Annotated in this window: 17 protein-coding genes, 1 tRNA gene and 1 pseudogene; 12 read left to right on the forward strand and 7 right to left on the reverse strand. The window is 66.4% G+C overall.

Features of this window, described 5'->3' with window-relative positions; all coding sequences use genetic code 11:
* Positions 1 to 68 precede the first annotated feature (68 nt).
* The 4 genes from ARTH_RS17190 to ARTH_RS17205 are packed head-to-tail and all read left to right on the forward strand — an operon-like array spanning position 69 to position 3,347.
* The gene (locus ARTH_RS17190; protein WP_011693215.1) at positions 69 to 1,415 is read left to right on the forward strand and encodes an NAD(P)/FAD-dependent oxidoreductase; all 1,347 of its coding nucleotides are present in this window, start codon (positions 69 to 71) and stop codon (positions 1,413 to 1,415) included.
* 17 nt (positions 1,416 to 1,432) lie between these two features.
* Positions 1,433 to 1,807: an SRPBCC family protein gene (locus tag ARTH_RS17195; protein ID WP_156810699.1), complete on the forward strand. Its 375-nt coding sequence runs from the start codon at positions 1,433 to 1,435 to the stop codon at positions 1,805 to 1,807.
* A 41-nt stretch (positions 1,808 to 1,848) separates the two neighbouring features.
* Entirely contained in the window at positions 1,849 to 2,325 is a 477-nt protein-coding gene (gene aroQ / locus ARTH_RS17200) for a type II 3-dehydroquinate dehydratase (protein ID WP_011693217.1), read from the forward strand.
* A 2-nt stretch (positions 2,326 to 2,327) separates the two neighbouring features.
* Positions 2,328 to 3,347 (forward strand): DUF2332 domain-containing protein, encoded by a 1,020-nt coding sequence (locus ARTH_RS17205; RefSeq protein ID WP_011693218.1) that lies wholly within the window; start codon positions 2,328 to 2,330, stop codon positions 3,345 to 3,347.
* 16 nt (positions 3,348 to 3,363) lie between these two features.
* Here ARTH_RS17205 and ARTH_RS17210 read toward each other — a convergent pair whose 3' ends face one another.
* Positions 3,364 to 4,548: a MarP family serine protease gene (locus ARTH_RS17210; protein ID WP_011693219.1), complete on the reverse strand. Its 1,185-nt coding sequence runs from the start codon at positions 4,546 to 4,548 to the stop codon at positions 3,364 to 3,366.
* A 260-nt stretch (positions 4,549 to 4,808) separates the two neighbouring features.
* On the opposite strand from ARTH_RS17210, the gene ARTH_RS17215 reads away from it, so the two are divergent.
* Positions 4,809 to 5,486 carry a Crp/Fnr family transcriptional regulator gene (locus tag ARTH_RS17215; RefSeq protein WP_011693220.1) on the forward strand — a complete coding sequence of 226 codons (678 nt, stop codon included), beginning with the start codon at positions 4,809 to 4,811 and terminating at the stop codon, positions 5,484 to 5,486.
* A 206-nt stretch (positions 5,487 to 5,692) separates the two neighbouring features.
* Here ARTH_RS17215 and ARTH_RS17220 read toward each other — a convergent pair whose 3' ends face one another.
* From ARTH_RS17220 to ARTH_RS23965, 3 genes are read right to left on the reverse strand one after another with little or no spacing between them, the layout of a single operon-like run.
* Positions 5,693 to 6,604 carry an NUDIX hydrolase gene (locus ARTH_RS17220; RefSeq protein WP_011693221.1) on the reverse strand — a complete coding sequence of 304 codons (912 nt, stop codon included), beginning with the start codon at positions 6,602 to 6,604 and terminating at the stop codon, positions 5,693 to 5,695.
* A gap of 15 nt (positions 6,605 to 6,619) precedes the next feature.
* Positions 6,620 to 7,189, reverse strand: a complete 570-nt coding sequence (locus ARTH_RS17225; protein WP_011693222.1) for a RidA family protein — start codon at positions 7,187 to 7,189, stop codon at positions 6,620 to 6,622.
* A 2-nt stretch (positions 7,190 to 7,191) separates the two neighbouring features.
* A complete protein-coding gene (locus ARTH_RS23965) occupies positions 7,192 to 7,347 on the reverse strand; it encodes a DUF4177 domain-containing protein (protein ID WP_011693223.1) in 156 nt (51 codons plus the stop codon).
* 37 nt (positions 7,348 to 7,384) lie between these two features.
* On the opposite strand from ARTH_RS23965, the gene ARTH_RS17230 reads away from it, so the two are divergent.
* The 5 genes and pseudogenes from ARTH_RS17230 to ARTH_RS17250 all read left to right on the forward strand — a co-directional run bounded on the left by ARTH_RS17230 (position 7,385) and on the right by ARTH_RS17250 (position 14,602).
* Positions 7,385 to 9,685 carry a transglycosylase domain-containing protein gene (locus tag ARTH_RS17230; protein WP_011693224.1) on the forward strand — a complete coding sequence of 767 codons (2,301 nt, stop codon included), beginning with the start codon at positions 7,385 to 7,387 and terminating at the stop codon, positions 9,683 to 9,685.
* A 7-nt stretch (positions 9,686 to 9,692) separates the two neighbouring features.
* Positions 9,693 to 10,637 carry a metallophosphoesterase gene (locus tag ARTH_RS17235; protein ID WP_011693225.1) on the forward strand — a complete coding sequence of 315 codons (945 nt, stop codon included), beginning with the start codon at positions 9,693 to 9,695 and terminating at the stop codon, positions 10,635 to 10,637.
* 159 nt (positions 10,638 to 10,796) lie between these two features.
* A pseudogene (locus ARTH_RS17240) lies at positions 10,797 to 12,613 on the forward strand (ABC transporter ATP-binding protein).
* Positions 12,610 to 14,442, forward strand: a complete 1,833-nt coding sequence (locus tag ARTH_RS17245; RefSeq protein WP_011693228.1) for an ABC transporter ATP-binding protein — start codon at positions 12,610 to 12,612, stop codon at positions 14,440 to 14,442. Before ARTH_RS17240 ends, ARTH_RS17245 begins: the two are co-directional and overlap by 4 nt.
* An 83-nt stretch (positions 14,443 to 14,525) precedes the next feature.
* A tRNA-Pro gene (locus tag ARTH_RS17250) sits at positions 14,526 to 14,602 on the forward strand.
* Between the two features lie 511 nt (positions 14,603 to 15,113).
* Here ARTH_RS17250 and ARTH_RS17255 read toward each other — a convergent pair.
* Complete coding sequence (locus tag ARTH_RS17255; protein WP_043430012.1) at positions 15,114 to 15,344, reverse strand: hypothetical protein; 231 nt, start codon at positions 15,342 to 15,344, stop codon at positions 15,114 to 15,116.
* 131 nt (positions 15,345 to 15,475) lie between these two features.
* Between ARTH_RS17255 and ARTH_RS17260 the strand changes: the two genes are divergently transcribed.
* Positions 15,476 to 16,750, forward strand: coding sequence for a helix-turn-helix domain-containing protein (locus ARTH_RS17260; protein WP_011693229.1), 1,275 nt, complete (start codon positions 15,476 to 15,478; stop codon positions 16,748 to 16,750).
* A 26-nt stretch (positions 16,751 to 16,776) separates the two neighbouring features.
* Here the strand turns inward: ARTH_RS17260 and ARTH_RS17265 are convergent, their stop codons facing one another.
* Positions 16,777 to 17,730 carry a phosphoribosylaminoimidazolesuccinocarboxamide synthase gene (locus tag ARTH_RS17265; RefSeq protein ID WP_011693230.1) on the reverse strand — a complete coding sequence of 318 codons (954 nt, stop codon included), beginning with the start codon at positions 17,728 to 17,730 and terminating at the stop codon, positions 16,777 to 16,779.
* A gap of 1 nt (position 17,731) precedes the next feature.
* Positions 17,732 to 19,048: a phosphoribosylamine--glycine ligase gene (gene purD, locus ARTH_RS17270; RefSeq protein WP_043430014.1), complete on the reverse strand. Its 1,317-nt coding sequence runs from the start codon at positions 19,046 to 19,048 to the stop codon at positions 17,732 to 17,734.
* 91 nt (positions 19,049 to 19,139) lie between these two features.
* On the opposite strand from purD, the gene ARTH_RS17275 reads away from it, so the two are divergent.
* Positions 19,140 to 20,717: a molybdopterin-dependent oxidoreductase gene (locus ARTH_RS17275; RefSeq protein WP_011693232.1), complete on the forward strand. Its 1,578-nt coding sequence runs from the start codon at positions 19,140 to 19,142 to the stop codon at positions 20,715 to 20,717.
* Positions 20,718 to 20,728 lie beyond the last annotated feature (11 nt).

A 20,728-nucleotide genomic window follows, 5' to 3' on the forward strand; every position in this document is an offset into this window, starting at 1 on the left:
GCCAGAGTCGCGGGAAACGGCTGGCCCGGGCCGCCGGTTGCGCCCGCCCCGGCGTGCCAAGATGAACCATGACCGATTCGTGTGAAGTTCTGGTGGTCGGTGCCGGGCTCGCGGGGCTTCAGTGTGCCCGCGAACTGCAGGCCGCCGGGCGTGACGTGCGGGTGTGGGAAGCAGCCGACGATGTCGGAGGCAGGATCCGCACGGAGCACGTGGACGGTTTCCTGGTGGACCGCGGGTTCCAGGTGCTGAATCCCGCCTACCCGGCCGTCCGCCGCTGGGTGGACGTGGGCGCGCTGGAGCTGCAACCTTTCGGCGCCGGCCTCGGCGTCCGGCGCGATGACGGTTTCGCCGTGCTCGCCCACCCGCTGCGCGAACCCCGGCTGATCGCCCGGACGATCGGCAGCGGCATCGCCAAACCACGTGATGCGGCGGTCCTCCTCCGTTGGGCGGCGCCCGCATTTGTCCGGTCCTGGCGGCAGTACGACGACGGCGGACGTCGCACCGGAGAGCGTCGCAACGGAGAGTCCGGGCGGGACCTCACGCTGCGGCAGGCGCTGGATGACGCCCGCCTTTCGGGCGAACTCCGCCGCGTGGTTGAACAGTTTTTCGCCGGGGTGCTCCTGGAAGACGACGGCAGCACCTCCAATGACTTCGCGCGGCTCCTGCTGCGCACGTTCGCGCTGGGTGTGCCAGGGCTGCCGCGGCTGGGCATGCAGGCGCTGCCCAGGCAGCTGGCGGCTTCCCTCGCCGCGCCGGTGCACACCCGGACGCGGGTGGAGTCCGTCCGGCGCGAGGGCGGTTCCATGCTGGTCCGCGCCGCCGGAGCGGAGCTCCGCGCCGAGCAGGTGGTGCTGGCCACCGGTCCGGTCAGTGCCGGAACCTTGGCGCCGGGAAACGACGACGCCGGCGCGCCGGCCGGCGGTGCGGCAGCCGTCAGGCCGGGGCGCGGAGGTTCCCCCGCCATGAAGGGTGTCCTGACGCACTGGTTTTCGGCCAGCGAGCCGCCGTCGCGGCTCAACATGCTCTGCGTCGATGCCCGGGAACCTCGCGGCGGTCCTCTGGTCAATACCGCCGTCGTATCCAACGCCGCGCCCGGGTACGCACCCGCGGGCAGGCACCTGGTGCAAACCTCGGCACTGTTCGGCCCGGGACGGCCGGTGCCCGGTGACGACGAGGTCCGCCGTCACGCCACGGAGATCTATGGGGCGGATGCTACACACTGGGAACTGGTGGCCAGGCACGAAGTTCCACAGGCCCTGCCCGCCCAGCCACCGCCATTGGGGTCACCACACCCGGCGGAGACCTCGCCGGGCCTCTTTCTTTGCGGCGACTACCGCGCAACCGCGTCCATCCAGGGTGCCCTCGAAAGCGGCCACCGCGCGGCGCAGGCGGTCCTGCGCCCGGACTTCGGGTAGCCCGCATGCGGTTTTCCATGTCGCGGCACATTTCGGCACCCGCGGAGGAGGTATGGGTGCTACTCACCGACGTCGGCCGCTGGCCGGAATGGGGCCCTTCAGTGACGGGTGCCGAACTCTACGCGCCCTGCCTCATGGCCGGCAGCACGGGCCGCGTGCGGACGCTGCCCGGCATCACGCTGCCTTTCACGGTGACGGAATTCGACGCGGGCCGGTCCTGGTCCTGGGCTGTGGCCGGTATCCGGGCCACCGGTCACGCTGTGGTTCCGGAGGGTGAAGGGTGCCGCCTCACGTTTACGGTCCCGTGGTGGGCACCCGCCTACCTTCCGGTGTGCGCGGCGGCGCTGCGCCGGATCGCAAAGATCACCGCCCGTCCCGTCAGCCCGCCGTAAAGAACAGCGCACGCCGCCGGCAAAGCGATAGATTGGCTGACATGACTGAAGCCTCCCCTGCCACCGACGCCGGCCGCGGCACCATCCTTGTCCTCAACGGGCCCAACCTGAACCTGCTGGGAACCCGGGAACCGGAGAAATACGGCACGGCCACGCTGGCCGACGTCGAACAGCTCGCCAAGGACGCCGCCGCAACGTACGGCCTCGAGGCTGAGTGCTTCCAGTCAAACCACGAGGGCGCACTGGTTGATGCCATCCACGCCGCGCGGGGCAAGGCCATCGGCATCGTCCTCAACGCCGGCGCCTACACCCATACCTCCGTGGCCATCCGCGACGCCATCTCCGCGGTGCAGCTGCCGGCTGTGGAGGTCCACATCACCAACGTCCATGCCCGCGAGGAATTCCGGCACCACTCGTACCTTTCGGACATCAGCAAGGCCGTGATCGCCGGCGCCGGCGTGATGGGCTACCGGTTCGCCGTCGAATACCTCGCAGAACTGAACGCCGGCAAGGCCTGACCATGGGCACGGCGGACTGGTACCGGAACTTCGGGACTAACGATGCGCCGTCTTCCTCGCCCTGCTACGCCGAATGGTCCGTGGGAATCGCCGACGATCCCGAGCTGATCCGCCGCATCGAACAGTGGCCGCACAACAAGCGCCAGCCGCTGCTGATCCTCGCTGCCGCCCGCTTCCTCGGGGCTGGAATTACCCCCTACCGCGAGTTCCGGGAGTTCTTGGTCCGTAACTGGGACGAGGTTTCCCGGGTTGCGCTCTCCCGCGCCACGCAGACCAACGAGGCCGGCCGCTGCGCCACGCTGCTACCCTCCCTCGCGGGCATCGCCGCGGCCTCGGGCCGTCCGTTGGCCCTGATCGAGGTGGGCGCCTCCGCCGGGCTGGCGCTTTACCCGGACAAGTACGCCTACGAGTACGTCAACGGCGCGTCCGTCACCCGGCTGGACCCTCTGCCGGACGACGCCCCGTCCCCGGCACAGGAACCGCCGGTTCTGCGGTGCACGTTGGAAGGCGTGGTCCCGCTTCCGTCCCGACTCCCCGAGGTGGTGTGGCGGGCCGGAATCGACCTGAACCCCCTGGACATCAACAACCCCGACGACGTCGCCTGGCTTGAGGCCCTCATCTGGCCGGAACAGGACTTCCGCCGGGAGCGGCTGCGCCGGGCCATCGCCATCGCGCGGCAGGACCCGCCGCTGCTCGTGGCGGGCGACCTCAACGAGCAACTGGTGTCACTGGCCGGCCAGGCGCCGCAGGACGCAACCCTGGTGGTGTTCCACAGCGCGGTGATGGCCTATCTGGACGCCGCGCAACGGGAAGCCTTTCGCGCCACCATCGGCACTCTTGCCGCAGAGCAGGGATGCCACTGGCTGTCCAACGAGGGCCACACGGTGCTTGCCCAGGCCGACGGCTCGGTGGTGGTGCCGGAAATGGATGATGCCCGGCTGCGCGGCCGCTTCCTCCTCCTCCAGGACGGCGTTCCCGTGGCCATCGCCGGCCCGCACGGCCAAAGCCTGGAGTGGCTCTAGGGCTCGGCGCCCGGTTTTACTTCTGGATGCACTGCCCGGATGAGACGGGGCTGCTCAGACCTGCGGCCTGGCCGGCCACCGGACCGAGGTCATCCATGGTGATGGCAAAGCCCAGATCCGCATCTGAGGTTGCCTTGGCAAAGATCACACCTGCCACCTGGCCTTCGGTGGTCAGGAGCGGGCCTCCGGAGTTGCCCGGCTGGACATCGCCGGCAAGCCGGTAAACATCCTCGGGTGCCGCGTTGCTGCCGTAGATATCCGGAACAAGGACGGTGGCGATGTCCTGCACCGTTGCCGGTTTGGACTGGAACGGACCGCCGTGCGGATAGCCCGCGAAAGCGGCCGGGCTGCCGGCCGGAAGGTCCGCACTCAGCTGCAGCGGGGACGAAGGCAGGCCGTCCACGGCAAGGACGGCAAGGTCGTGCTGGCTGTCGAAGTAGACCACCCGGCCGGGCATTGCTCCCCCGCCTGGAATCTCCACCACCGGCTGCGACACGCCCGCCACCACATGGGCGTTGGTCACAACGCGCCCCGGCGACACCACAAAGCCGCTTCCGGTCTGGTTCTGGCCGCACTGGTAGGCAGTGCCCGCGATTTTCAGGACGGACTCCGCTGCCCGGTTCAGGGCCGGCGTGTCCGTGCTGGCGTTGGGAATGGCCACCTGCTGGCCTTGTCCGAGTCCCTCAATGAGGGTGGGGATGCCGTCACCGATCACGGTGGAGCGCAGCTGCGCCACGGCCGTCTTCACCGGCACGGGCGTGAGTCCGTCGATGAAGCGGATGACCTTTGACTCAGCCAGTTGCTGGGACACGAATGGAACGCCCAGTGCGCTGATGCTGAAGGACAGCATGGACATGACCAGTGCTGCCACCACCACGTTGACGCCTCCGCCCACCAGCCGGTCCATTGCCCGCAGGGGCTGGATCCGCACGGCGCTGCGGATTTTGCGGCCGATCATGGTTCCCAGCGCGTGCCCCAGGACAATCAGCACGACGGCGGCGGCCACGATGGCGGTAAGCCGCCAGCCGCTGTCCTCCACCAGGTTGCTGACGACGGGCACCGAAACGAAAGCGGCCACGGCCCCGACGATAAACCCGGCGATGCCGCCAAGGGTCACCAGGAAGCCGTTGCGCAGGCCGTAGATCAGGTACGACAGCAGCACCAGGATCAACGCCAGGTCCAGGATGGTCAAGCCGAACACACGGGCTCCTCACAAAACAGGTAAGCCCTAATTCTAGGGGCGGACCCTGACAGTTTGCCGACCGGGGCCGGACGCCGCAGCAAACGGCATCGTGCCCGGCAAACCCTGTTCCCGCCGTCGAAAACCGCCGTGGATGGGCCCCGCAACGGCCCTATGGGCGCCGTTTCAGGCGTTTCGGGTGCCAAGTACGTCACAGAACCTTCAAAATTCTGAAACAATGGCTGAAGCGCCCCAGCCGACACATTTACTCAGGAGATTTCATGGACATCGAGGTATTGCGCCGCGCACCCCTATTCGCCACGCTCGACGACGAGGCATTCCGCCTGCTCACGGACGAGCTCACGGAGGTGGACCTCTCACGCGGAGCCTCGGTTTTCCGCGAAGGCGACCAGGGTGATCAGCTCTACTTCATCGTCTCCGGCAAGGTGAAGCTGGGCCGCACGTCCCCGGACGGCCGCGAGTCGCTGCTGGCAATCCTCGGCCCGGGCGAGCTCTTCGGCGAAATGGCCCTCTTCGATCCGAGCCCCCGCACGGCCACGGCAACTGCCGTCTCGGAGACCCGCCTGGCCGGGCTGAAGAACGAGAGCCTCAACGCCCTGCTGCGCACCCGCCCCGAGGTTTCTGCCCAGCTGCTGCAGGCCTTGGCCCGACGCCTGCGCCGCACCAACGATTCCCTGTCGGACCTGGTATTTTCCGACGTCCCGGGCCGCGTGGCCAAGGCGCTGCTGGACCTGGCCGACCGCTTCGGCCGCCCGGCAACCGACGGCGTCCTGGTGGCCCACGAGCTCACGCAGGAAGAACTGGCCCAACTGGTGGGCGCGTCACGCGAAACCGTGAACAAGGCCCTGGCCGAGTTCGTGCAGCGCGGCTGGCTCCGCCTTGAAGCCCGCGCCGTCGTCATCCTGGACATGCAGCGCCTCCGCCAGCGCTCCCGCTAGTCCTCATAACACCCTTACAGCGTATGGAAGGCCGGCCCGTAGTAAGGAGCCGGCCTTCTGCTTGTTCACCGACCGGGGTGTGGCATCCGGCAGCGTGCGTCCAAGCAGGGCCCACGCTGTCCGGGTTCCCTGGCCGAGTTTGCGAGGTTAGGGAGACGGTGGGGAGGAACGAGCGAGCACGCCGAGGATGTTAGGCCCCGGTCGGCTTAGCGTTCGCGCTGCGGCTCTCCTGCCACGGTCTTTGCGGCTTCGACTTCGAGCATCAGTTTGCCGTCTTCTTCGACAAGCTTCGGCTGGTACACGTGCGGCTTGCGCTTGTAGCTCAGGTAGGCGATGCAGCCGTTGGCGGCCGCCATCTTCTCGAGCATGATTTCGGAGCCGGGAACCAGCAGCTGGCCGAGTTTCAGGCCCACCGTGTTTTCCTGGCCCACTTCGTCGCCCAGGGCGGTGGTGTCACGTTCGGCGATAACCTTGCTGGCGCACACCCACCGTCCCCACACGCCCTTGCTTCCCAGCAGGGTGGGCTGCTGGTTCACGGGCACGGTGGCGGCAAAGTAGCGGGTGTTGAAGCGGCGGTGGGCAAAGTCGGGGCTGAGCCAGTTGACCAGCGGTTTCAGCAGGTCAGTGCGGATCGACAATCCGCGCTTGGCCAGCACGTCCGTAAAGGATTTCTCCTGCTCGGCGACGGCAATCCTGGCACGCATCCACTCAGGCGTGGACGTGGCTTCCACCGTGGTGGAGATGTCCGGGCCGGCGAGGAGGACGCCTGTTTCTTCAAAGAGTTCACGGATGGCACCCACCACGTGGCGGCGCGCCAGCCCGACGTCGGCCGTCCCCATCTGTTCCGCCCAATGCTGCGGCGTCGGGCCCAGCCAGCCGACGGCGTCGTCGTCGGACGCCTCCAGGGAACCGCCGGGGAAGGCGAGAACGCCGAGCGGGGAGGAACCCGGCCGGTAGCCCAGCCAGGTTTCGAGCCCTGTGGGAGAGTCCCGCAGCAGGACGACCGAGGACGCGTAGCGTGCGGCGCGCGGTGTCCGCTCGCCATGTTCGAGCCAGCTTTGTGCTGCCCCCTCAAGATCGGGAGGCAGCACAAACAGGCGACGGGCTAACTGGGGCAAGGGAAGTGACCGGCCTTAGCTAAATTCGGCGATCAGTTCGACTTCGACCGGCGAGTCCAGCGGAAGAACCGACACGCCGACGGCGGACCGTGCATGCTGGCCCGCGTCGCCGAGGACCTTGCCCAGGAGTTCCGAGGCCCCGTTGATGACTCCCGGCTGCCCGGTGAAGGTGGGATCGGAGGAAACGAAGCCCACCACCTTGACGATCCTGGTGATGCGGTCGAGGTCGCCGATCACGCTCTTGACCGCGGCCAGGGCATTGACGGCGCAGACGGCGGCGAAGCGCTTGGCGTCCTCGGGAGAAACCGTGGGTTCGTCAGCGTAGCCCTCGGTGCCCGTCGACACCTTGCCGGTAGCTTCGAGTTTGCCGTTAATAAAGGGCAGCTGGCCGGACGTATAAACATGGTTGCCGGAGATGACGGCCGGAACATAGGCGGCCACCGGGGCCGCAACGTCCGGAAGGACCAATCCCAGCTCCGCCAGACGCTGTTCTACGGCGGAAACCGGTGCTCCGTTTTCCGCTCCGGAGGCCGGATTTTCGGCGTGGGCCGGGGATTCCGGCGCCGTGCCCGCAGGGCTTGTCATAACTACTGCTTCTCCCTCTTGAGGTAGGCAACGAGGCCGTTGCCGTCAGGACCGGTGACTACCTGGACGAGCTCCCAGCCGTCCTCTCCCCACTGGTCCAGAATCTGCTTCGTGGCGTGAATAATGAGCGGAATCGTGGCGTACTCCCATTTGGTCATGAGCTAAAGACTAGTCCTTGCCGGTAAAGTGGAAAACATGGCGACTGGTAAGAACCCTTTATTCGACACGGCCACCACCCTCGGAAAGATCCTTGCTTTCCTTGGCGTGAGCGCGATTTGTGGTGTCCTGGTGGCAGGCCTGCTGGTCCCTGCGGCGGCTGTTTCCGGCAGCACTGCGAGCGGCTCCATCGAGTTCTTCGACACGCTCCCGGCGGAGCTGCAGGTGGATCCGCCGAGCCAGTCCACCAAGATCCTCGCCTCCGACGGCAGCCTGATCGCCAACCTCTACGCTGAAAACCGCACACGCGTTTCACTGGACCAGATGTCGCCATTCATCAAGGACGCAGTGATCGCCATTGAGGACAGCCGCTTCTATGAGCACGGCGGTGTGGACACCACGGGCATCATGCGTGCACTGGTCAGCACTGCCCGCGGCAATAAACAGGGCGCGTCCACCATCACGCAGCAGTACGTGAACAACGTCATCAATGCCTCGCTGGAAGCTGAAGGCAATACCGAGGACATCAAGCTCAACGGCGTTAACAAGGGCGTAGGCGACAAGCTCCGCGAGATGAAGCTGGCCATCGCCCTGGAGAAGAAGTTCACCAAGGAGCAGATCCTCGAGGGCTACCTCAACATCGTGTTCTTCAACCGTGACGCCTACGGCATCGAGGCGGCTTCCAAGTTCTTCTTCAGCACCACCGCGAAGGACCTCACCCTTCCGCAGGCCGCGCTGCTGGCCGGCGTGGTGAACAGCCCGTCGTTCTACGACCCCATCACCAATCCTGAGAACGCGAAGAACCGCCGCGACCTGGTGCTCAAGGCGATGTACACGCAGGGCAAGATCAAGCAGCCCGAGTACGAAGCAGCGGTGGCCGCACCGGTGGAAACCAAGGTCACCCCGGCCCGCCAAGGTTGCGCCTATGCTTCCACGGCCCCCTACTTCTGTGATTACGTCCTGCACCTGCTGCTGAACGATCCGGCCTACGGCGCCGATGCCACGGAGCGCGAGCGGAAAATCTTCCGCGGCGGCCTGACCATCACCACCACCCTTGACCCCAAGGCCCAGAACGCGGCGCAGGCCCAAGTGGACGCGTCGGCCGGAGCCAACCCGGACAAGTGGGGTGCGGCGGTTGTTTCGGTCCAGCCGAACACCGGCAAGATCACCAACATGGCGCAGAACACCGTGTGGTTCGCCGGGGACGGCAAGTTCGACAGCCAGCTCAACTTCAGCGTTGACCAGTACGACGCCAACGGCAACGACCTCAACGGGCTCGGCGGAGCCCAGCCCGGATCAACCATGAAGCCGTTCACGTTTGCCGAGTGGCTTAACGAGGGCAATTCGATGAACACGATCCTGAACGGCGCGGTTCGTCGCTATCCACAGAACTTCCCCTGGAAGAACACTTGCCCGACACCGACGGTCGGCTGGTATGACAGCACCAACGGCGAGTCCACGGACCTGCAGAATGCGGAGCCGAACTACTACAAGTCAATGACGGTCCTCGATGGCCTGGCCAACTCGATCAACACCATGACGTTTGCCACCGCCGCCAGGGTGGACCTCTGCGGAATCCAGAAGGTCGTGGACGCTGTGGGCCTGCACGAAGGCCTTCCGCAGCGGGACGGTGACGGTAAGATCACCAACCCGACGCCGCCCATCACCATGACGACGCTGGGTAATCTCCTGGGTTCCAGGCAGACGTCGCCGCTGGCCATGGCAAGCGCCTTCGCCACCTTCGCGAATGACGGCAAGTACTGTGCCCCGATCGCCATCACGTCGGTCACCGACCAGACCGGCGCCCAGCTGCCGGCCCAGTCCACGAACTGCCGGGACGCCCTCAAACCGGAGGTTGCCCGCGGCGTGAACTATGCCCTCCAGGAAGTCCTCAACCGCGGCTCGGGTTCGCTCATCCAGCCGCGCATTTCCACCAAGACCAACTTCCCCATCGCGGCCAAGACCGGTACGTCCAACAACAACGGCTCCACCTGGGTGGTGGGCCACACCACCGGCCTGGCCACCGCGGCGTGGTTCGGTGACGCACTCGGAACGCAGCAGCGCGCGGGCCAGAACGTGACCGTCAACGGCAAGTTCTACACCGGAATCGACGGTTACATGATTGCCGGGCCGATGTTCTCGAACTTCATGTCCCAGGTCGCGCCCGCGTACGGTACCAACCCGTTCACTGCACCGCCGTCGAACATGGTCAATGGAACGCCCACGCGGCAGAACACCCCGTCGACGCAGCGCAGTGCGCCAGCACCGGCGCCGGCTCCCACCACCGAAGCTCCGGCTCCGGCACCCAGCAACAAGGACAACGGCAAGGGCAACGGGTAGCGCACCAATGGGGGACAACACAACGCTGGCAGGCCGCGCCCGAAGCATCGGACGCGGCCTTGCCGTAACTGCAGCAGCCGGCGCCGCAGCCGGCATGGCAACGGCGGGGTACGGGCTGTGGGAGAAGAACCAGTTCGTCCTGCGCGAGGAAACCGTGCCCGTCCTTCCCGCCGGTTTCGGCCCGTTCCGGGTCCTGCACCTCAGCGATATCCACTTCGTTCCGGGGCAGAACCGGAAAGCGGAGTGGCTGTCTTCCCTGGCTGAGCTGAAACCGGACCTGGTGGTCAACACCGGGGACAACCTCAGCCACGTCAAGGCGATCGACCCGCTGCTGGCGGCGCTGGAACCCCTCCTGCAATTTCCCGGCGTCTTCGTGCCCGGTTCCAACGACTACTTCGCACCCACCGTTAAGAACCCGGCGTCCTACTTGCTGGGGCCGTCCAAAGCCCAGAAGAAGCCCGTGGAACTCGACTGGCCGAGGCTGCGCTCCTCCTTCGGGATGTCCGGCTGGGTGGACCTGACCAACCGAAACCAGTCCGTGGTGCTGAAGGGTCTGCGCTTTGACTTCTCCGGTGTGGACGATCCCCACCTCAAGTTGGAGCGCTATGCCGGCTGGCCCCGCGGGACCAAGGGCCAGGACAACACACCCCACCTGCGCGTGGCGGTCATCCACGCGCCCTACCAGCGCGTGCTGGACCACTTCACCGAGGACGGGGCGGACCTGCTGCTCGCCGGCCACACCCACGGCGGACAGATCTGCCTGCCCGGGTACGGTGCCCTGGTCTCAAATTGCGACCTCCCCACGTGGCGGGCCAAGGGACTCCACAACTGGGAAAGCAACGGAAGCACGACGCCGGTCAACGTCTCCGGCGGGATCGGCACCTCGCGCTTCGCACCGGTACGGATCGCCTGCCGGCCCGAGGCCGTACTCCTCACCCTGACGGAGCGCTGAGGCGCCCGGTTCCGCAGGCCCAACCTCCGGAACCATTACAAAACGCAATGACTGGGCAAGATCTCCGCAGCCCGCAAAATCCTGTGAACGACGTCACGCCATGGCATAGGGTAGTTGCTATAGGAAACTACATTCGCAGTTGAGCTTCAAGAAGCGGGCATGGCCAAGCAGACTCCATTCTTCACGTCAATCAGCCGACTCTATCCCCATGTAAAGCCGATCATCCCCCGGCTTTTTATGGGACTTCTATGCGCCCTCCTGGCCAGCATCGTGGCACTGGCGATCCCCCAGGTGCTGCGGGTGCTCATCAACGACTCGCTTCGGCCGGGCGGCGCCACGGACGCTGTCTGGATCGCCTCCCTGACCATCCTGGGACTTGGTGTCGCCGAAGCCGGGCTGGTTGCCCTCCGCCGCCAGTTCGTGATCAATCCCGCCACCACCGTGGAAACGCGGATGCGGGTATCGCTCTACGGACACCTCCAGGACCTGACCGTGTCCTTCCACGACCGCTGGGGATCCGGGCAGCTGCTCTCCCGGGCAATGACGGACCTGAACTTCCTGCGCCGCTGGATGGCGTTCGGCGCCATCATGCTGGTGGTGACCACCCTGACGGTGGTGATCGGCGTCGTCGTGATGTTTGCGATGAGCTGGCAGCTGGCACTGATCTTCCTGGCCGCCGCCGTGCCCATCATGATCTACGGTTTCCGGTTCAGGACCCGCTTCAGCAAGGTGGCCCGCCGGAGCCAGGACCAGGCCGGCGACCTCGCCACCACGGTGGAGGAATCCGTGCACGGCATCCGCGTGCTCAAGGCCTTCGGCCGCAGCCGCGAAGCCCTGGAGAACTTCAACGAACAGGCCGAGGAACTCCGGCAGACCGAGATCGCCAAGGCCAAGCACCAGGCCACCTTCAGCATGGTGGTCACCCTCCTGCCCGAACTTGCGCTCGGCGCCGGCTGGTGGCGGGCATCACGCTGGCCGCGGACGGCCAGCTAAGCATCGGTTCGCTGGTAGCGTTCTTCGCCACCGCAGCCGTCGTCGCGGCGCCCGTGGAATTCAGCGGCATGCTGCTCGCCATGGCGCTGACGGCAAAAACGGCCATCGACCGGCATTTCGAGGTCATGGACGCCGCCAACACCATCACCAGCCCGGAACAGCCCCGGCAGCCCGCGCAACTCAGGGGCGCCCTGAGCTTCAATGCCGCGACGTTCGCGTTCGAGGACGCCCCGGACAAACCGATCCTCAAGGACATCAGCCTTGACGTCCGCCCCGGGGAGACCATGGCCCTTGTGGGCATCACCGGCAGCGGCAAGAGCGCACTGCTCCAGCTGGTCCCCCGCCTCTACGACGTCACCGCGGGCTCCATCACGATCGACGGCGTGGACCTGCGCGAGTTCTCCGTAGAGCAGCTGCGCACGGTGGTGGGCGTCGCCTTCGAAGACACCACGCTGTTCTCCAATTCCGTCCGCGACAACGTGTTGCTCGGTGCCAGCGAGCGGAGCCAGGAAGCGCTGGAGGAAGCTCTGGACGTTGCCCAGGCCCACTTTGCCCACTCCCTTCCGGACGGCCTGGACACGCTGATCGGCGAGGAGGGCCTCAGCCTGTCCGGCGGCCAGCGGCAGCGCATCGCCCTGGCCCGTGCCATCGCCGCGAAGCCCAAGGTGCTGGTGCTGGACGATCCGCTGTCCGCCCTGGACGTCAACACCGAAGAACTCGTGGAAGCCCGGCTGCGCGAGGTGCTTGCCGACACCACCACGCTGATCGTCGCCCACCGGCCGTCCACCGTGGCGCTGGCGGACCGGGTGGCACTGCTCAAGGACGGCCGGATCGCCGCCGTCGGGACCCACGCCGAACTGCTGGCGCACAACGAGCACTACCGTTACGTGATCGCCAGCCTGGAAACGGAACCCCGTGACCTGGATTCCGAACTGTCGGACCTTTCAGAATTAAGCGACGAGTCCGAGGAGATTTCCCGATGACCACCGCTACCTTCGGCACCGCCAACGAGGACAACGCCCACCTGAGCAAGAGCGAAAGCAAAACCGTGCGACGGCGTTCGCTCGCGTTGCTGGCGTCCCTGATCCGTCCCGTGCGGCTGAGGTTCTGGCTCACCATCACCATGGTGGTCCTCTCGCAGGCCGCCCGGGTGGCCGGGCCTGCGCTGATCGCCTTCGGCATCGACCACGCCCTGCCTGCCCTCCGGTCCGGGGACAACATGCCGCTGGTCCTCACCGGCGTCGCCTACCTTGCCGCGGCGGTCGCGACTGCGGGCCTCACCGCACTGTACGTGACCTCGACGGCGAAACTGAGCCAGGCGATGCTGCTGGACCTGCGGGTCCGCGTCTTCCGGCACACACAGCGGCTGAGCCTTGAATTCCACGAGAAGTACACGTCCGGCCGGATCATCGCCCGGCAGACCTCGGACCTCGAGGCGCTGCGTGAACTCCTGGACTCGGGCGTCAGCTCGCTGGCCTCCGGGATGCTGTTCATGGTGTTCACGGCCATCACGGTGTTCGCCCTGGACTGGCGCAGCGGCCTCATTGTGCTGGCCGCGGGCGTGCCCATGTACTTCCTGGCACGCTGGTACCAGAAGCACTCCCAGATCGCCTTCCGCGAGTCCCGGGTGGTGTCCGCGCGCCTGATTGTGCACTTCGTGGAAACCATGACCGGCATCCGGGCAGTGAAGGCCTTCCGCAAGGAGCGCGAAAACGCCGACCGCTACGGCCAACTGTCCGAGGACTACCGCAGGGTGACTGTCCGGTCCATCAACCTCAACGGCATCTTCCAGCCGGGCCTGGTGCTGATCGGCAACGTCTGCGTGGCGGTGGTTCTGCTGTTCGGCGGTTTCCGTGTGCTGGACGGGGACCTCGCCGTGGGTGTCCTGCTGGCCTTGATCCTGTCCACCAAGCGCTTTTTCCAGCCGGTGGACCAGATGGCCATGTTCTACAACTCCTTTCAGAGCGCCCAGGCAGCCCTTGAGAAGGTCTCCGGCCTGCTGGAGGAGGTTCCCACCGTGCGGCCGCCGAAGAACCCCGTAGCGCTCCCCGATGCCCGCGGCACCATCGACTTCAACGGCGTGGAGTTCCGGTACGGCGACGGGCCCGTCATCATCCCGAAGCTGGACCTGCACATACCGGCCGGGCAGATTGTGGCCCTGGTGGGCGAGACCGGCGCGGGCAAGTCCACCCTGGCAAAACTGATTGCCCGCTTCTATGACGTGTCCGAGGGGTCGGTGACGCTGGACGGCGTGGACCTGAGGAGCCTCACCACCCCGGACCTGCGCCGGAACGTGGTGATGGTTACCCAGGAGGCCTTCCTGTTCAGCGGGTCCGTGGCGGACAATATCGCACTGGGCCGTCCGGAAGCCTCCCGGGCGGAGATCGAGGAGGCCGCCCGCGCCGTTGGCGCCTACGAGTTCATCATGGAACTGCCCGATGGCTTCGACACCGACGTGAACAAGCGCGGTGGGCGTGTCTCGGCCGGGCAGCGCCAGCTCATCAGCTTTGCCCGGGCCTTCCTGGCCCGCCCGGCGGTGCTCATCCTGGACGAGGCCACCTCCTCGCTGGACATCCCCTCGGAGCGCCTGGTCCAGAGCGGACTCGCCAGCCTGCTGGAGGGTGTGGCAGGGCACGACGCCGGCCGCACGGCCCTGATCATCGCCCATCGGCTCTCCACGGTTGAGACCGCCGACCGCGTCCTGGTGGTCCACGACGGACGGGTGGTGGAGGACGGCACGCCGGAGGAACTCATCGGCGGCGGCGGGCGATTCGCCGAACTGCACGGAGCTTGGAAGGACTCGCTCGTATAGCTTTCGCGTTGCCGCGGGGTGCCGATTTCACATCCGGGGCAGGAATCGGATACTCTTGTGAAGTTGCTTTTGAAGCAACGGATCGGGATGTGGCGCAGCTTGGTAGCGCGCGTCGTTCGGGACGACGAGGTCGCAGGTTCAAATCCTGTCATCCCGACCAAACACAAAGAGGGTCTTCCATTCGGAAGGCCCTCTTTGTGTTGCGCCTGCGGCGCGTCCGGCCGTGGCCTTAGAGGCCCTCGAAGGTGGAACGCTGGCTGGCCTGGCCGTCACCCAGCAGGGGAACCCGTGGCCGATTGGAGCCGTCATCCTCCCGGTAGCTTCCCCGCGTTTCATAAGTCTGGACCTGGCTGACATACCGTGCCTAAGCCGGAGTCCATAGGCAAAGAGCACCAGTGCCTCCAACAGCAACGCAATGCCCACCATCCCCCAGACCAGGGTTCCGGCGTCCGCCGTTCCGCCCGCCACGGCGATTATCGACGACCCCGCCACGGCGGCCACGATCAGCGAAGCCCCTGCGATGGTCCACGCGGCATGGGCCCGCTTCAAGTCATTCGATTCCCTGCGGTTCATGACACTCCCCCTACATCCTGTGGCCAAAAAAACAGCCCCGGGACATGGTTCGCGCATGTCCCGGGGCTGGTGGTCCCTTGCGGGAGGTACGTCAGGGTCTACATCGGGTCCGGCCAGTTGCCGATGGACGCCTGGTAAGACATGGGATCCGGCCAGTTACCGATGGACTGCGCAAACTGCATGGGATCCGGCCAGTTACCAATAGCGGTGGTGCTTCCCAGCTGATCCGCCCAGTTGCCGACCGGACCTGCAGACAACACTGCGGGGGCTGCGGCTGAAAATGCCAGTGCGCCAGCCAAGGCGGCGGCGGCTGCGATCTTCTTCAACATTAGGTTTCCTCAATACGAGTCGGATTCGTTACAAAGTCAGCACTGCCCTTGTTGACATACATTGTAAAATGTTTTCCACAGAGACTGTCAAGCATTTGGTATAAAGACTGTCCGGAATAAGGAGGAAACCCGTGGGGAACGGATTCGGGGAGAAGCTCCGCGCCGAACGACTCGAACGTGGGTTGACGCAAGCAGAACTGGGAAAGGACCTTTATTCTCCCAGCTACATCTCCCTCTTGGAAACAGGCCGGCGTGAACCTACCGCCGATGTTATCGAAGAGTTAGCCCGGAGGCTCGAGCTGGCCCCCAAGGCATTGGAAGCGTGGAGCCAGCCCATCTCGGTCAGCGACGCCGAGTATGTCCTGGCCGGTCTCTACGCCCGGCAGGCCTGGGACCTGCGGGATTATCCGCTCGCGGCGGCGCACGCCGCCACAGCGGCCCAGATAGCCCTCGAGGGCAAGAACACCAGCGCCTGGTGGAACATGACCTACATGCAGGCGGAGTGCCTCATGAAGCAGGGCCAGCTGCAGGAATGCCAGAACATCATGCAGCACCTCCTGGAGCACCCCATGGCCACGGAGTCCGCCGGCCTGGGCGTACGCGCCCGCCAGATGCTCGCCGCGGTGTGCCACGGGCAGGGCCAGCTGGCCACCGCCGTCGAGCATGCCCAGAAGGCCGTGGAACTCTGCTCGCAGCTGCCGAAGGGGTCAACGCTGATCATCGGTGCCCTGCGTGCCCTGATCGGCGCGCTGGCTGAAAGCGGACGGCTGGACGAAGCCTGGACCTACTGCCAGGCCATGAACGACCAGATGGACGACCAATCCATTTCGCAGCTCGCCGGCGAGGTGGCCTGGGTGATTGGCAACGTGGCGTTCATGCGGCATGACTACCCCGAGGGCATCAAGTACCACGAACGCGCCGCCAAACTGCTCTCGCCGGCCAATGACATCGAGCTGTGGGCCCGCTTCAACAAGGCATCCGCGGCAGTGCGGCTCTCCTCGGGCATCGTGGAACCGGAAACCCTCTCCGCCATCGAGCGCGCCGAACTGGCCCTGTCCATCGTGGGCGGGAACAAGACAGACCAGCTGGAAGTCGCGTTCATCCGCGCGCGCTGGCTGTACCTGACCGGCGACATCCCGGCCGCCGTGGAGAAGCTCCGCGAAATCCACGCCGAGCGGAAGGCACTGGCCCGTCACACGGCAGGCGAAGTCTCACTCCTGTTGGGGAAGTCACTCAAGGCCGCCGGTGAATCCGACGAGGCACTGGTGCTCCTCGAGGAAGCGCAGCAGGAATTCAGTGCCGCCGGCGCCTCCGACCGCGTCCAGCAGGCCATGGATGCCGTGCTGGAGATCAAGCTCGCCCAGCGGCGCGCAGCAGCTGCCCAGGCAGCTGCTGAGGCCAGCTAGGCGAGCCCGGCCTCAATAACGTCCGCCTAGACGAACGCCCGTCCGGTGAGCTTTTCGTACGCCTCGACATAGCGGCCGCGCGTGCGGCTCACCACGTCCTCCGGCAGTGCCGGCGGCGGTACGTCCGAAGCCCGGTCCCAGCCGGACTCGTCGGATGTCAGCCAGTCGCGGACGTACTGCTTGTCATACGACGGCTGGGACTTGCCCGGCTCATACGTGGCCGCGTCCCAGAAGCGTGAAGAGTCCGGGGTGAGGACCTCGTCGCCCAGGGTGATGACGCCGGTGGACACGTCGAAGCCGAACTCCACCTTGGTGTCGGCCAGGATGATGCCGCGTCCGCGTGCGATTTCCTCGGCCTTGGTGTAGATCTTCAGCGTCAGCTCGCGCAGGCGGGCGGCAACGTCCTCGCCCACCAGGCCCACCACGGCGTCATAGGTGATGTTTTCGTCGTGCTCCCCCACCTCTGCCTTGGCGGACGGCGTGAAGATGGCTTCGTCGAGCCGGGAACCGTCCACCAGGCCTTCCGGCAGCGGGATGCTGCACACGGTGCGGGACTGCTGGTATTCCAGGAGCCCGGATCCGGTGAGGTAGCCGCGGGCAATGCATTCCACCGGGAACATATCCAGCTTCTTGCAGATCATGGCGCGGCCCTCGACCGCCGCGGGGACGCCGTCCTCAACGGTGGATGCCAGCACGTGGTGTGCGACGTCGAGCTGGTCGAACCACCACAGGCTCAGCTGGGTGAGGATGCGGCCCTTGTCCGGGATTTCGCTCGAAAGCACGTGGTCGTAGGCACTGATGCGGTCGCTGGCCACCACCAGGACGCAGTCCTGGCCGAACTGCCGGGCGAGGGAATCGTCCGCGGGCACATAGAGGTCCCGGACCTTGCCGGAGTAGACGTGGCGCCAGCCCGGAAGATCCAAAGTGGCGGTGTCCAGCCCGGCCTTGGGAGCTGCTTCAAGGGGGGAATTTTCGGTCATGCTATGCCTTCGCCTTCGTTACGGGCAGCGTTCCGGTGGACGGGGCCGAGACCTTGATTTCGCCGCGGGCCGCCTTGCGCCCGATGTCGGTGCGGAACTGCCCGCCTTCGAGCTGTACCAGCTCCACGCCGTCGTACGCGCGTTCCCGGGCCTCCACGAGGTCGGTTCCCAGCGCGACCACGGCGAGCACGCGGCCGCCGGCGGAGACCACTTTGCCTTCCTCGTCCAGCTTGGTGCCGGCGTGGATCACGTGGACGCCTTCCAGCTCGTCCACCTTCTTGAGGCCGCGGATGCGGTCACCCGTTCGCGGGGTGTCCGGGTAGTTTTCCGAGGCGACGACGACGGCGACCGCGGTGTCCTTGGACCAGCGCAGCTCTTCCGCTTTGTCCAGTTCGCCCTTGGCAGCTGCCAGCAGCAGCGCACCGAGCGGCGTCTTGAGCCGGGCCAGGACGGCCTGGGTTTCCGGATCGCCGAAGCGGACGTTGAATTCGATGACGCGGGTGCCGCGCGAGGTCAGGGCCAGGCCCACGAACAGCACGCCGACGAACGGGGTTCCGCGGTGCGCCATCTCGTTGACCGTGGGCTGCGCCACGCGGTCGATGACTTCCTGGACCAGGCCTTCGGGCGCCCACTCCAGCGGGGTGTAGGCGCCCATGCCGCCGGTGTTGGGGCCTTCGTCGTTGTCGAAGATGCGCTTGAAGTCCTGCGCCGGGGAGAGTGCCACCGTGTTCCGGCCGTCGCACAGGACGAACACGGAAACCTCGGGACCGTCCAGGAACTCTTCGATCACCACGGAGCCGCCCGCGTCGAAGCAGCTCTGGGCGTGGGCCAGGGCTTCGTCCCGGTTGTTGGTAACCACCACGCCCTTGCCGGCGGCCAGGCCGTCGTCCTTGACCACGTAGGGGGCGCCGAAGGTGTCCAGCGCGTCGGCAGCTTCCTCGGCGGTGCTCGCAACGCGCGCCATGGCGGTGGGAACGCCGGCCTCGGCCATGACCTGCTTGGCGAATGCCTTGGAGGCCTCCAGCTGGGCGGCCGCCTTGCTGGGTCCGAAGACGGGGATCCCGGCTGCACGGACGGCATCGGAAACCCCGGCGGCCAGGGGCGCCTCGGGACCAACCACCACGAGGTCCACACCCAGCTTGGTGGCCAGGGCCGCTACGGCGTCCGGATCATTGCCGTCAATGGCGTAGGTGGGGACCAGCTTGCCGATACCCGCGTTGCCCGGAGCCGCATGGACTTCGGAAACGTTGGGGTCTGCAAGCAGGGAGCGGACAATGGCGTGTTCGCGGCCACCAGGGCCAATGACGAGTACCTTCACAGTCTCCAAGGGTACTTTGTGCACCCGGTCCGGTCCTAAGCCGTGACCTGCCCCCGTCAATCCTTAACGGCCGCAGCTACGAACCCCCGGCATGAAGAAGCTTACGAACTGGCTCAAGGGTCCCACTGCGCTGGCCGCGCTGGCAGGCGTGGCTGCGGCCGCCGTCGTACTTTCCGTTGCGGAACTGATCGGCGCCTTCTTCACGGCGCGGGCAACGCCGCTCATTGCCCTCGGCTCAACCTTTATCGACTTCACGCCGCCGTGGCTGAAGGATTTCGCCATTGCCACGTTCGGCACCAATGACAAGGCGGCACTGTTCGCGGGGATGGGACTGACCATCTTCCTGCTCGCCTGCGTGCTCGGCGTCGTGGCGTACCGGAAGTGGTCGCTGGGCGTGGCCGGCGTCCTCCTGATGGGCGCGGTCATTGTTGCCAGCGTTGTGACCCGGGCCAGCGTGGAACCGCTGGACGCCATCCCTTCGCTGATCGGCACCGCGGCCGGGCTGGTGGTGCTGCGGCTGCTGATCACGCGGCTGTGGCGGATGCGTTCATGGCCCGGCGTCGCCGCGGATGTCGCCGCCAAGGACACCGAACGCCCGGCCACCACCCGCCGCGCCTTCTTCGCCGCCAGCGGGATCACCGCAGTGGCGGCTGCCATCGCGGCAACCGGCGGCCGGCTGCTCAGCGCGGCACGGAGCAATATTGCCCAGGCCCGCGAATCGCTCCAGCTGCCTTCCCCGGCCAAGGCAGCCCCCGCTGTACCGGCGGGTGTCCAGTCCGCCGCCCCGGGGGTCACGCCGTGGATTACCCCCAACAACGAGTTCTACCGGATCGACACGGCCCTGAGCGTGCCGGAGATCAACGCCGAGGAATGGGAGCTTCGCGTCCACGGCCTCGTGGAGCAGGAAGTCACCCTGACGTTCCAGGACCTGCTCGACGCCGAACTGATTGAGTCCCACGTGACACTCACGTGCGTGTCGAATCCCGTGGGCGGCAACCTGGCGGGCAACGCCAAATGGCTGGGACTGCCCCTCCGTGAGGTCCTCAAGATGGCCCGCCCCAAGGACGGCGCAGACATGGTGCTGTCCACCTCCGAGGATGGCTTCAGCGCGTCGACTCCGCTCGAGGTGCTGCAGGATGACCGCGACGCCATGCTGGCGATCGGCATGAACGGCGAGCCCCTGCCGCTGGAACACGGCTACCCCGTCCGCATGGTGGTCCCGGGCCTATACGGTTTTGTCTCCGCCACCAAATGGGTGGTGGACCTTGAAGTGACCCGCTTCGCTGACAGCAAGGCCTACTGGACGGACCGCGGCTGGTCCGAGCGCGGTCCCATCAAGACCATGGCCCGGGTGGAGGTGCCCAAGTCCTTCGCGCAGGTCCCGGTCGGCAAAGTGGCCATCGGCGGCACCGCCTGGGCGCAGACGCGCGGCATTACCAAGGTGGAGGTGCAGATCGACAACGGCCCCTGGACCGAGGCGGTGCTGTCCACCGAAGCATCCGTGGTGACGTGGCGCCAGTGGTCGTTCGAATGGGACGCCACCCCCGGCCCGCATTACATCAAGGCCCGGGCCACGGACGGTACCGGCGAGGTCCAGACGGACAAGCGCGCCGATCCCGTGCCCGACGGCGCTTCCGGCTGGCAGTCGGTTATGGTGACCGTGCAATAGCCCGGGTTTCA

This window comes from Arthrobacter sp. FB24 (assembly GCF_000196235.1).
Lineage (GTDB): Bacteria > Actinomycetota > Actinomycetes > Actinomycetales > Micrococcaceae > Arthrobacter.